Source organism: Microcoleus sp. PH2017_09_SFU_O_A (genome assembly GCF_020738625.1).
Classification (GTDB): domain Bacteria; phylum Cyanobacteriota; class Cyanobacteriia; order Cyanobacteriales; family Microcoleaceae; genus Microcoleus.
Map to the genome: position 1 here is coordinate 1 of NZ_JAEQCF010000144.1, position 11,498 is coordinate 11,498.

An 11,498-nucleotide genomic window follows, 5' to 3' on the forward strand; every position below is an offset into this window, starting at 1 on the left:
GCTTTGGGTTAGGGAAAACAACTCCCGTCGAAAGGGTTGCCAACTCTTTAACTCCTAGGTCAACACCCACGACATCGTGTTGCTTTACAGTTGGTTCATACTCCTGTTCGTAGGCAAAAGCAATAAACCAACTGTCGGCAGTTCGAGATATTGTAATTGACTTGCAGGTGGTGTGAGGCAATCCTTCGTAAGTTTTTACCCAACCGATTGTTGGCAACTTTATAGACGTACCACCTACCGGGATTGGTTTTCCACCTGCGTCTATCGTGAAGGAATCATGATGACCCTTTTTCTTGAATTTGGGATATCCAGCTTTTTTTGAGAAAAACAAGGAGAAGGAATCCCCAAGATTGTCGAAAGCATATTGAGTTATTTTTTGGCAAATACCCGCCTCTTTAATCCATGTAAACTCAGGTTTTACATGGTTGTTGAAGAACTTTTTGAGTAAATATTTATTGGGCTTCAATCCATCTTTGTAAAGGTTACTCCAAGTAGCCAATCCCCAGTTATAAGTAAACCTCGCTATTCCAGCGTGCTTGCTCATGACTGTTGCCTGACTCTTGTTTAATTTTAACTTTGTTCTCAACACTGTATTGCTTTATTGCCTAATCCTGACACATGGAGGAGACTCGACAGTAGACAATCGTTTTTCTGTTGGCTTCTGTTGGCTTCAGTCCGTTGGCTATCAGAAGGTCATCTTCTGTGTAAAAGCGATGACCTGACAGAGTGCGCTTCGCGGGTAATTTCCCGGCAATGTCCCAGCGCTGAAGGGTTTTCACCGAAAGACCAAGCTTTTTGGCGAATTCGTGAGGCTTAAACATCGGCACACATATAGATACTTGTCTATTGGTGTACCATTTTGTCTACTTAATCGCGGCGTTGCTGATTGACGGTATGAAAGGCTAAATATGCCAGTCAGAGAAACCAGTATCGACAAAGCTTGGGAATTTTCAACTTATTTTTTTCATACCCTGCATTTTAGCCCGCAATTTTTCTAGGGAATCGGTAGTCGATCGCAATTCCACCACAAAATCGGGACAAATTGGTGCAAATTTCTCTTTTTCTTCGGAAGTTAAAGCATCCCATCTGTCGCGCCGAATCCAAGCAGCATCGGGAGAAATATCAGTACCATCTGGCAGTTTAAATCCGCTAGAAGAATCAAACGCAATTCCCAAATGTTTATTTTGACGGCTCCAAGATTGAAGTTGATAGGATAAGTCAATGTTGCGATTACCAGTCTCGCTACCAGTAGGCGACATAATAATTAATCCTCCACTAGAAGTACGCTCAAATCTCAAATCTCGGTTTTCTTGACACAAATTAAAAAATTGTTCGTCAGTTAGATCAATTGTCAATTCTAGGGGAGAAGATAAGGCTATCGTTGGAACTTCCATCGGTTTCTCCAAATATCAAGTAAGGTCAAATATTCTGGTAAAAAACTTGAATTCAAGTCAATATTAGATTTTTACCTAGGGTGCATCTGGGTTTTGAAGAGGGCGAAGCATGACCGCATATAAGTTATTAGTTATAATCTCCTATTTTCTGCGGTCATGCTTCGCCCCTACACACATATTTGCCAAACCCAGATGCACCGGTTGCCATAATACTAACTTGGAAGTTTTAACCGCAGATGAACGCAGATGAACGCAGATGACAATTAACTTTCTGTATAACCTTGCATATTTTCCGGTTCAAACTGCTGCAAAACATCAGCAGCTTTCTCGGTTAAAGCGTCAGTACCTTTAACTGCAATCAAAAATTTGCCCGCATTCAAACGGTTGCGATAGGGCAAAGCATCGCCGCTACCAAAAGCCATTCCTCCCGCACCGCCGACAAAAACGCTGCCCATTCCGGCCGCGATCGCACCTAGCACTCCGCCGATCGCGTGATCGCCAATTTCGCCCGCCCATGCAAAAGTCTTTAACTCTGTCATCAAGCTGAAGGTAACGCCGGCAATAAAGCCAAACGGTATCAGCCAAACAGCCATGAGTTTAGCTTGTTTCTTTGCTTGCTGGTTGGGATCGATTAAGCCAAATTCATCAGCAGTTTTGTAGCCGCGTCCCAAAATGCTGACTTGCTTCATGGGTAAGCCTTCTTTTTCGAGGGCGCAATAGGCAGCTTCGGCTTGCATTCGATCGGGCAGTACGGCGATAAGATAATTCATCAAAATAATTCCTGATAGTTAGGCTTCAATATCCGGAATTTATTATAGCCTGAAAAGACTTGCTAGCTAAGCAATTGGGCGTTTTTAAGACGATCGCCCAGGACGATCGCCCGCAAAGGTAAAATATTTCACGCAAAAATGACCGACCTTGACCGAATACGGATACAATTCAAACTGCACAAAGGCAAGCTTGAGCTGAGCTGTTAGATTCTGCTCTAAGTCATAAGTCTCAACTTTGAGCTCGCCAACAGGGCTATTTTTACTATTGCACTCAATTGCTTGCTATGCCTAAAGTTCTAGTATCCGATCCGATCGACCAAGCCGGAATTGACATCCTCTCCCAAGTCGCACAAGTTGACGTAAACACAGGACTCTCAGCCGAAGAGCTCGTGCGAATTATTCCAGATTACGATGCTTTAATGATCCGTTCTGGCACCCAAGTTACCAAAGAAATCATTGAAGCCGGAAATCTACTAAAAATCATCGGTAGAGCGGGCGTTGGCGTAGATAATGTCGATGTACCCGCCGCTACCCGCAAAGGAATTGTAGTCGTCAACTCCCCCGAAGGCAACACGATCGCAGCAGCCGAACACGCGATCGCCATGATGCTCTCGATGTCCCGCCACATCCCCGAAGCCAACGCCTCTGTAAAAAGCGGTAAATGGGAGCGCAACCGCTTTATCGGCGTAGAAGTTTACAAAAAAACCCTCGGTATCGTCGGTTTGGGCAAAATCGGCTCCCACCTCGCCACCGCAGCCAAAGCAATGGGCATGAAACTGCTCGCTTACGATCCCTTCATCTCCACCGAAAGAGCCGAACAGTTGGGCTGCCGCTTGGTAGAGCTCGAACTGTTGATGCGCGAATCCGACTACATCACCCTGCACATCCCCAAAACGCCGGAAACTCTGCACTTAATTAACGCTGATGTGCTGTCAAAGATGAAGCCCACGGCCAGGATAATTAATTGCGCCAGAGGTGGCATCATCGACGAAGCAGCCCTGGCAGAAGCGATCAAATCAGGCCAGATCGCCGGTGCAGCGATCGATGTTTACGAACATGAGCCGCTGGAAGCTGATTCTCCGTTGCGAAATGTCGGCCAAAACATCGTGCTGACGCCTCACTTGGGAGCTTCTACGGCTGAAGCTCAGGTGAATGTGGCGATCGACGTTGCCGAACAAATTCGCGATGTGCTGTTGGGACTGCCGGCGCGATCGGCTGTTAACATCCCAGGAATTTACCCAGACTCGATCGAAAAACTCAAACCCTACCTGCAACTCGCCGAAACCCTCGGCAACCTCGTCAGCCAGCTAGCCGGAGGCAGAGTTGATTACCTCAACGTCCAACTCCAAGGCGAATTGGCCAGCAACCAAAGCCAGCCCGTAGTCGTCGCCTCCCTCAAAGGCCTGCTCTCCCAAGCCCTGCGAGAGCGCGTTAACTACGTCAACGCCAGCATTGAAGCCAAAGAACGCGGAATTCGCGTCGTGGAAACCAGAGACGCCTCAATTCGCGACTACACAGGCTCTCTACGCCTCTGTGCTAAGGGAACTCTCGGCGAACACACAGTCACGGGTGCAGTCCTCGGCGAAAGCGAAATTCGGATTACCAGCGTTGACGATTTCCCAGTCAACGTTTGCCCGACGCACCATATGCTGTTTACCTTGCACCGCGATATGCCGGGGATTATTGGAAAAATTGGTTCCCAATTGGGCAGTTTTAATGTCAATATTGCCAGTATGCAAGTAGGCCGTAAAATCGTGCGAGGCGATGCAGTGATGGTTTTGAGCCTTGATGACCCTCTACCAGAGGGTATATTGGCTGAAATTATGAAAGTTCCTGGGATTCGGGATGCTTACACGGTGAATCTTTAAAGGATTTTAGATTTTTCAGGTTCCCCAATCTAAAATCTAAAATCGTTAAACGGTAACTCTTTGAAAGATTTTGGAGTTTAGGTTCCCACAATCTAAAATCTAAAATCGTTAAACGGTAACTATTTGAAGGATTTTAGATTTTAGGTTCCCACAATCTAAAATCTAAAATCGTTAAATCGTTAAACGGTAACTATTTGAAGGATTTTAGATTTTAGGTTCCCACAATCTAAAATCTAAAATCTAAAATCTAAAATCGTTAGACGCTAACTCTTTGAAGGATTTGGGGGGTTTAGATTTTGGATGCAAGGACTGAATAATTGGTAATAAGTGATTGGTCATTGTTAATTGGCAAAAAAGTTGGAATTTTTCTATTAGTCAATCGTCATTTCTCACTCTTCAGTTCCCAGTATCCAGTTCCTGACGGGCGAATCTAAAATCTAAAATCTAAAATCTAAAATAGTCATGGCACATAGCTGGTGGGAAATTAGAATTCTTTGCGATCCGGCGCTGGAAGATATCATCTTTTGGCGCCTGGAACGGTTTAACTGTCGGGGAACTGCCACTCAGATTAAAAGCAATTCCTGCCTGATGTCGGCTTATTTGCCCGAGGAACAAGCGGGATTGTTGGATTTGGCGGCCCTGTCTTTGTGGCTGCGGCAAGATGCTTTGTGTGCGGGTTTGCCCTTACCTGCGATGCAGTGGGATTTGATAGAGGATGAAGACTGGGGGAGCACTTGGAAGCAGCAGTGGCAGCCTCAAGAAGTGGGCGATCGCTTTTTAATTAATCCGGCTTGGCTTCCCCCACCGACTGATACCGATCGCGTAATCTTGCGTTTAGATCCCGGTGTTGCTTTCGGTACGGGTGCTCACGCTACGACTCAACTCTGTCTGGAGTCGCTGGAAATGCGCCTCGGTTTTGACGACAAAGAATGTGTAGTTGCTGATATCGGCTGCGGATCGGGTATTTTGTCGATCGGCGCGGTGTTGCTGGGCGCCACAAAGGTTTATGCTCTGGATACAGATCCTTTGGCAGTGCGATCGACCATCAGCAACCGACAACTCAACCGCGTTAACCCGCAGCAGTTGGTGGCAGAACTCGGAAGTATCGATCGGCTGATCGAAATGACGGGCGGCCCGATCGACGGTTTGATGTGCAATATTTTAGCCGAAGTAATCATTGATTTAATCCCGCAGTTCACCGCCATTAGCAAGCCCACAACTTGGGCAGTTCTCAGCGGCATTTTACTCGAACAAGCCAAACCAATTGCAGACACTCTCGAACAACACGGTTGGATTGTCGCTACTCTGTGGAAGCGCGAAGATTGGTGCTGTTTTAATATTCGGCGCAGTTAACAATTAGAAATTGGGAAATTGTTAAAGATCGAGATATCGCTTGAATCGATCTGAAATGTCTTTTTCTATTTTAATGTAAGTGAAATATGAGGAAGCGACCTGCACGCGATCGCTCCCCCTTAGTATTACTTGCGATCGCGCAAGTGCAGGCTTGTTAGTTTGCTTGTGTCTGTTTCACTCTGCTCATCTTTCTGTAACGCTGCCAGGATTTGAAAGCAAAACCGGAGCAGAAAGAGCAAAAATCCTGCATGGGGATTGAGCCAAGTAGCAATGCCTACCATAGCAAACTCGATTACCTTAAGCCATTTCTTTTTGTTGTTGCCAGACATCGCTTAGACCTCTTGTGAATTGCATAAACCCACTGTCCCAAGAGGATTTGAGAGATTTCATCCAAACATTAGGCTGACTTTGGCTGACTTTGACTGACTTGTCTCCAAGAATCGCAAAGTAGTGGCTAGAATAGCTGTAAAGCTTTAATTTCAATCAATGCAGTCATTCCCGCGTGAGTTTCTTGCCAAACTAGCTAAGAAGTATGACCTCTCTCCTGAACAAGAGGAAGCTTTCGTTGCACGTTTTAGTGGCAAGGAAAGTAATTTAGAGATTGCAGAAACTATGTTTATCTCGGAATCCGCATTTGGAACCCGGATGAACGGAGTGTATAGAAAGTTCAGCATAGGTGGTAAAGGACCGGGTAAACTCCGAAAACTGCACGATTTCCTACTGAATGAATATCAGAAATCAAACTTTTCTGAAACTTTATGTTTCAGCAACAATGTAAGTGGGATTGATGAGTTGGTGGAAGAGATGCGCCAGCGCATTCGTCCAATCATTCAAGAACGTTGTGGCACGATGCGCGTGTTAGACATGAACCAACCAATCGGACTTAACGACATTTATACCCACGTCAACATTCTAGAAAAAATTACTGGACGCAAACGACTACAGCTTTCTCAACTACCACAACAAGTTTCACCACAAGAGTTCGATCGCTTTAGCCTTGGATCTGTTAAAGAGCAGCGTGTTCCGGGATTAAAAGCTATTGAAAAACACAACAAACTGATGATCCTTGGAAAACCAGGTGCAGGAAAAACTACTTTCCTCAAGCATTTGGCAATTCAATGTATTGGCAGCGTACTCCAAGTTCATCGCGTTCCTATTTTCATCACTCTCAAAGATTTTGCTGAAGCTGATGGACAACCAGACTTGATATCATACATTAATTCATTAATTTCGTCTCCCGCAGAAATCAAAAATTTTTCATCCTTACAAACTCCAACACCCACTCAACAAATCTTAGAAAACGGACGCACTCTAATCTTCCTGGATGGATTAGATGAAGTGCGCGAAACTGATGCTAAGCGAGTCCTGCGCCAAATTCAGCAATTCGCCGATAACTACTCCCGCAATGCCTTTGTTATCACCTGCCGCATCGCTGCTCGCGAATACACTTTCCAACAGTTTACAGAAGTTGAAGTTGCCGATTTTGATGATGTTCAGATTGCCGACTTCTCCAAAAAATGGTTTCACTGCAAACAGGATGCAGTCAAAGCAGATCGCTTTATCCAAAAACTGATAGAAAACTCACCTATCTACGAACTGGCAAGCAATCCATTGCTGCTTACTCTGCTTTGCTTAGTGTTTGAAGATTCTGGTGATTTTCCCGCCAACCGTGCCGAACTCTATCAAAACGGGGTAGATGTGTTGCTAAAAAAATGGGACATCAAACGCAATATCGATCGCGATGAAGTCTACAAAAAGTTGTCCCTGAAACGCAAAGAAGACTTACTCAGCCAGATTGCCTATCGTACTTTTGAAGCTGGAAATTACTTCTTCAAGCAAAAAGGTATTGAGCTTCAAATCCGCGAATTCATTGAAAACCTACCCGGAGCTAGCACTGATGAGCAAACCCTCGATCTAGACAGTGAAGTTGTCCTAAAATCTATTGAGGCACAGCATGGCTTATTTGTGGAACGCGCCCGTAGCATCTATTCCTTCTCGCACCTAACGTTCCATGAATACTTTACTGCAAAATATATTGTTGCTCAATGCAATTTTTCATCAATAGACGATCCAATACTGAATAAATTAGTAGAACGTTTGACAGAAGTTCGCTGGCGTGAAGTTTTTTTGTTAACTATTGAAATGCTTGCAGAATCAACTACATTTCTGTTGTTGATGAAGAGAAAAGTCGATTCTATAATGTCTGTCGATATTGCCTTGCAAAACTTTCTGTATTGGGTATATTTAAAATCTTTAAAAATCAACGATGATTTTTATCAGCCTGTTGCTCTCAGAGTTTTTTACTTTAGTCTTGAATGTGTTTACGGATTGCATATTTTTTATGAAGATGAACCTATAGATTTAATGGATAAATTTAGAATTTCGCGTGATGGAATGGAAGGTATTTTTAGTTTAGACTTCGATGTAGCATTATATCGACTATTTAGTTTTAGTAACTGCTGTTGGTTCTCACCGAAAAATGCGCTCGCCGATCTTGTAAATGATATAGTTCAGCACTACCAGCTCAGCTATTCATTAAAAAATGACATGGAAGCACTTATAAAATATCTGCCTGATTTCCCAGATCCTAAAAAAAACGAACAAAAATTTCAGAAAATTTGGACAAGTGTACAATCGACTTGGACTGAGCAGCTAAGAAAAATAATGATTAAATATCGTGGATTAGGTTGTGATTGGCAGTTCAGCGAACAGCAGATTGAAATGATTAAAGAATACTATGATGCTAATAATTTTTTACTAGATTGCCTCAATAGCGATTGCTACGTTAGCCGTAGTGTGCGAGAAGAAATTGAGGAGAATTTATTGTTGCCGATCGCAGAAATTGAAAAACGCAAACGCGAAGAATCAGAATAGATCGATCGCTCCTGGTATTGGTTTGCGATCGATTATTCAGCAAGCCCTAACTAGACATTCCAGATCGCCTCTTTCTGGATTTGATATCGCGTTCGATCGAGTGCAATAACGGTTTGTATTAGATCGACTTCATAAAATAGCACTATAAATCTCTAGCGCTTCTCACGCTTGATGAGGTACAGCAGAACCTTTGAATTTCAGGATATAATTCCACACTACAGAAAACTAATTTTAATTATAGACCGCACGTAAAACAACACATATCCAATTAAATAAAAACAATTAACTAAAATCAACAATCCCTTGCCAACATAAGAGTTAATCAAACCAAAAACATGATAGGATGACAGCAACACTAGCAACATTTCAACAAAAGAAACGATCGAGCCGTAGTGATTTCTATCCCAATAAGAAAGCGGGCTGATAAAACGGTAATTACTGAACGGGAAAAAGTGTCGGTGAGCGTCGTCATTATGCACTGGCAAATCTCCCAAAGAGTGCAGAATCATGCTCAGAAACAAAATTTGCACGCTTTGCCAGCCAAAATAATAAGCAATTACCCAGCCGATCGCAGCTAGGGGGATAGAATGAAACAAAGCCACAATATTCTGGACAACAGGCTCGTAATATGCTTTTGACCAAATTGTAGCTTCCGGCAAGCGAGCAATGTACTTCGCCCAAAAGTAAAATAAAAATATCGGGATATCGGGTAAGATTCCGCCGATCGCAATAATCAGATTAAATTGCGGCTGTTGCGGTTTACCCAGAATAGCTAGATTGATAATCGCGTGACTGGGAGTTTTCATAGGTAGGGTGCGTCAGCTACGACAATTTTGTTGATAATGTATCAGATATTGGCTGACGCACCAAGCCTGTGAGATAATCGGCGGTGGTTACAAATGAGGTTGCAGTCGATCGATCAACTGCGCCGGTTGCAATACTCCCTCAATGCGATCGACCTCAACACCATTTTTGAACAGCACCAAAGTCGGCAAAGCATAAATGTGAAACTGCGACGCCAACTGCTCGTACTTATCCGTATCAATCTTAACAACCATGAGCTTATCTTTCGTCTGACCGCTCACCTGCTCCAAAATCGGCACCATCATCTGACAAGGCCCGCACCAAGTAGCATAAAAATCTACCAGTACAGGCAAATCAGAGCTCGATAGTAACTCTTCAAAACTGTTGAACTGTTTTTGAACTGCCATCTTAAAAATGTGGTAAAGGGACGCCCATTATACCCGAAGGCTTAACGAGTAGGGAATTGTGACAACTGAACTCAATAAGTCAGTATAAATTTTTTTGGTTCTGGATCGATTTTAAGGCAGAATTCTGTGAGCATAGATTTTGAGGACAGAATTATGGAATTATTGCCAGAGACATATCAGCGATTGCAGGGACAAGTTGCCGTTGTCACCGGTGCGTCGCGGGGAATTGGGCGGGCTTGCGCTTTAGCATTCGCAGCAGAAGGCGCTAAAGTCGCCGTGAACTATGCCAGTTCAAGCGCTGCGGCTGATGAGGCGGTAGCAGAAATTATTGCAGCGGGCGGAGAAGCTGTGGCCCTTGCAGCAGATGTCTCCAAAACTGACCAAGTGGATGCACTCATCAGTAATGTCATGGAAAAATGGGGACGAATTGACATTTTGGTGAACAATGCCGGCATCACCCGCGATACTTTGCTGCTGCGGATGAAGCTAGAAGATTGGCAAGCAGTGATTGATTTGAATCTCACCGGCGTATTTTTGTGTACAAAAGCTGTCAGCAAAATCATGTTGAAACAGCGCAGCGGCCGAATTATTAATATTGCTTCGGTTGCCGGCCAAATGGGAAATCCCGGACAAGCTAATTACAGTGCGGCGAAAGCTGGAGTCATTGGATTTACTAAAACTGTGGCGAAAGAATTGGCAAGTCGCGCGATTACTGTGAATGCAGTTGCACCGGGTTTTATCACCACAGATATGACAAAGGATGTCAAATCTGACGAGATTTTAAAGTACATTCCGCTGGGAAGATACGGCGAAGTTGAGGAAGTTGCGGGGATGGTGAAGTTTTTGGCGGCGGATGCGGCGGCGGCTTATATTACCGGGCAAGTTTTTAATGTCGATGGCGGCATGGTGATGGCTTAGATTTGGGAATTTTTAACCGCAGATGCACGCGGATGAGCGCGGATGTCTGCGGTTATGAATTTATTTCAAATCTCTGTAGGTTGCTTGTCGGTGCACCTTCCCCGATTCGACAACCTTCTTACTTTGACAAAACTCTTCAAATAGTTCAAAAAAACTATTTAAAGCATCTTTCTCATCCTGAGAAAAAAAGAGAATTATATTCGCCCATGATTGAGATGAATCAATATTGAATTTTTTCTGTATCCATTCTTGAAAGCCATCTAGAGCGTTTTCTTCTTTTAGAGGTACGCCAAGCTGATACTGTGCCACATTGTATCCCGACAAGAAAGCCTGAAGACAACTAATTGACACCTTGCCCAAATAGACTGAAGGTTTATTCTTGATTTTTTTGAGAAGCTCGGAGAGATTATCCATACAAACTATCCCGTTGAATACTTGAGTCTAACAATACTTATATTCTCAACTCTATCTAATATTATTTATAAAAACTCTTGCTACACGACAATTGTTGCGCGGAGTGAGACACTTTAGTCTCATGTGTAAGGTGCGGATCTGTAAAATTGTCGCTTTTTCGGGTGCATCTGGTTTTTGAAGAGGGCGAAGCATGACCGCATATAAGTTATTAGTTATAATCTTATATTCACTGCGGTCATGCTTGGGAGCATCCCGGTTTTGAAAAAGCCTCAAATAGCCAAGAGATCGTTGAGGTAAGCACAACGAAGTTTTAGCATCTTGTTATGACATTTTTTTCAACCATTGAGCTCCCGAAATTTTCAACCTTCTATCTATTTGTTTGACAGCCGATTCCACCGCTCCCGAGCCTATGGAACAAATCTTGTCTGATGATAATTGCTCATAATTCAATACGGTTTACTTAAGGTCGAACAAGTGGTACACTAAGTATGATGTATAAAAAAGTAAATCAAGTATAGTGCCGTACAAAAAATTATTATTAGAATCTCCCAAGCTAAAAAGTAGCGAGATATTTAAAGCAATAGAGGTAGCGGTTCCATCAACAGAAATAGAAGCAGCTATTCTCAAAGCCAAAGCCAAAGAAAAACGGCATCGTGGGCTACCATCACAACTGGTAGTGTGTCTAATCATAGCAAT

At 43.5% G+C, this 11,498-nt stretch carries 11 protein-coding genes and 2 pseudogenes; 4 read left to right on the top strand and 9 right to left on the bottom strand.

What is annotated here, in order from left to right; all coding sequences use genetic code 11:
- From JGK16_RS31475 to JGK16_RS31490, 4 genes and pseudogenes are all read right to left on the bottom strand, one after another.
- Nucleotides 1-586 (bottom strand): transposase (locus JGK16_RS31475; protein WP_293203581.1); only part of this gene is annotated, 586 nt, incomplete at its 3' end.
- Nucleotides 587-605: 19 nt separating this feature from the next.
- Nucleotides 606-821, bottom strand: coding sequence for a MerR family DNA-binding transcriptional regulator (locus JGK16_RS31480; protein ID WP_293193826.1), 216 nt, complete (start codon nt 819-821; stop codon nt 606-608).
- A 150-nt stretch (nt 822-971) separates the two neighbouring features.
- Nucleotides 972-1,394, bottom strand: a pseudogene (locus JGK16_RS31485) (Uma2 family endonuclease); the annotation flags it as partial.
- Between the two features lie 263 nt (nt 1,395-1,657).
- Entirely contained in the window at nt 1,658-2,164 is a 507-nt protein-coding gene (locus tag JGK16_RS31490) for a hypothetical protein (RefSeq protein WP_293186378.1), read from the bottom strand.
- A 284-nt stretch (nt 2,165-2,448) separates the two neighbouring features.
- Here JGK16_RS31490 and serA point away from each other — a divergent pair, with 284 nt between their 5' ends.
- Both serA and prmA read left to right on the top strand, forming a co-directional pair.
- Entirely contained in the window at nt 2,449-4,032 is a 1,584-nt protein-coding gene (serA, locus tag JGK16_RS31495; protein WP_293186380.1) for a phosphoglycerate dehydrogenase, read from the top strand.
- Between the two features lie 462 nt (nt 4,033-4,494).
- Nucleotides 4,495-5,385 (top strand): 50S ribosomal protein L11 methyltransferase, encoded by an 891-nt coding sequence (prmA, locus tag JGK16_RS31500; protein ID WP_293186381.1) that lies wholly within the window; start codon nt 4,495-4,497, stop codon nt 5,383-5,385.
- 125 nt (nt 5,386-5,510) lie between these two features.
- Here prmA and JGK16_RS31505 read toward each other — a convergent pair whose 3' ends face one another.
- Nucleotides 5,511-5,714 carry a hypothetical protein gene (locus JGK16_RS31505; RefSeq protein ID WP_293193830.1) on the bottom strand — a complete coding sequence of 68 codons (204 nt, stop codon included), beginning with the start codon at nt 5,712-5,714 and terminating at the stop codon, nt 5,511-5,513.
- A gap of 157 nt (nt 5,715-5,871) precedes the next feature.
- Here JGK16_RS31505 and JGK16_RS31510 point away from each other — a divergent pair, with 157 nt between their 5' ends.
- The gene (locus JGK16_RS31510; protein WP_293186383.1) at nt 5,872-8,259 is read left to right on the top strand and encodes an NACHT domain-containing NTPase; all 2,388 of its coding nucleotides are present in this window, start codon (nt 5,872-5,874) and stop codon (nt 8,257-8,259) included.
- Between the two features lie 215 nt (nt 8,260-8,474).
- Here the strand turns inward: JGK16_RS31510 and JGK16_RS31515 are convergent, their stop codons facing one another.
- A complete protein-coding gene (locus JGK16_RS31515; RefSeq protein WP_293186384.1) occupies nt 8,475-9,065 on the bottom strand; it encodes a hypothetical protein in 591 nt (196 codons plus the stop codon).
- An 87-nt stretch (nt 9,066-9,152) separates the two neighbouring features.
- Nucleotides 9,153-9,470 (bottom strand): thioredoxin, encoded by a 318-nt coding sequence (trxA, locus tag JGK16_RS31520; RefSeq protein WP_293148879.1) that lies wholly within the window; start codon nt 9,468-9,470, stop codon nt 9,153-9,155.
- Between the two features lie 153 nt (nt 9,471-9,623).
- Between trxA and fabG the strand changes: the two genes are divergently transcribed.
- Nucleotides 9,624-10,388, top strand: a complete 765-nt coding sequence (gene fabG, locus JGK16_RS31525; protein ID WP_293186385.1) for a 3-oxoacyl-[acyl-carrier-protein] reductase — start codon at nt 9,624-9,626, stop codon at nt 10,386-10,388.
- 60 nt (nt 10,389-10,448) lie between these two features.
- Here the strand turns inward: fabG and JGK16_RS31530 are convergent, their stop codons facing one another.
- Together JGK16_RS31530 and JGK16_RS31535 are read right to left on the bottom strand one after the other, a co-directional pair.
- The gene (locus JGK16_RS31530; protein WP_293203582.1) at nt 10,449-10,802 is read right to left on the bottom strand and encodes a hypothetical protein; all 354 of its coding nucleotides are present in this window, start codon (nt 10,800-10,802) and stop codon (nt 10,449-10,451) included.
- 269 nt (nt 10,803-11,071) lie between these two features.
- A pseudogene (locus JGK16_RS31535) lies at nt 11,072-11,255 on the bottom strand (ISKra4 family transposase); the annotation flags it as partial.
- Nucleotides 11,256-11,498: the final 243 nt, after the last annotated feature.

Coding starts and splice junctions, on each gene's coding strand:
- JGK16_RS31505 (WP_293193830.1), bottom strand. CDS start 5,714: ATGTCTGGCAACAACAAAAAGAAATGGCTTAAGGTAATCGAGTTTGCT.
- JGK16_RS31530 (WP_293203582.1), bottom strand. CDS start 10,802: ATGGATAATCTCTCCGAGCTTCTCAAAAAAATCAAGAATAAACCTTCA.
- trxA (WP_293148879.1), bottom strand. CDS start 9,470: ATGGCAGTTCAAAAACAGTTCAACAGTTTTGAAGAGTTACTATCGAGC.
- JGK16_RS31480 (WP_293193826.1), bottom strand. CDS start 821: ATGTTTAAGCCTCACGAATTCGCCAAAAAGCTTGGTCTTTCGGTGAAA.
- JGK16_RS31510 (WP_293186383.1), top strand. CDS start 5,872: ATGCAGTCATTCCCGCGTGAGTTTCTTGCCAAACTAGCTAAGAAGTAT.
- JGK16_RS31490 (WP_293186378.1), bottom strand. CDS start 2,164: ATGAATTATCTTATCGCCGTACTGCCCGATCGAATGCAAGCCGAAGCT.
- prmA (WP_293186381.1), top strand. CDS start 4,495: ATGGCACATAGCTGGTGGGAAATTAGAATTCTTTGCGATCCGGCGCTG.
- fabG (WP_293186385.1), top strand. CDS start 9,624: ATGGAATTATTGCCAGAGACATATCAGCGATTGCAGGGACAAGTTGCC.
- serA (WP_293186380.1), top strand. CDS start 2,449: ATGCCTAAAGTTCTAGTATCCGATCCGATCGACCAAGCCGGAATTGAC.
- JGK16_RS31515 (WP_293186384.1), bottom strand. CDS start 9,065: ATGAAAACTCCCAGTCACGCGATTATCAATCTAGCTATTCTGGGTAAA.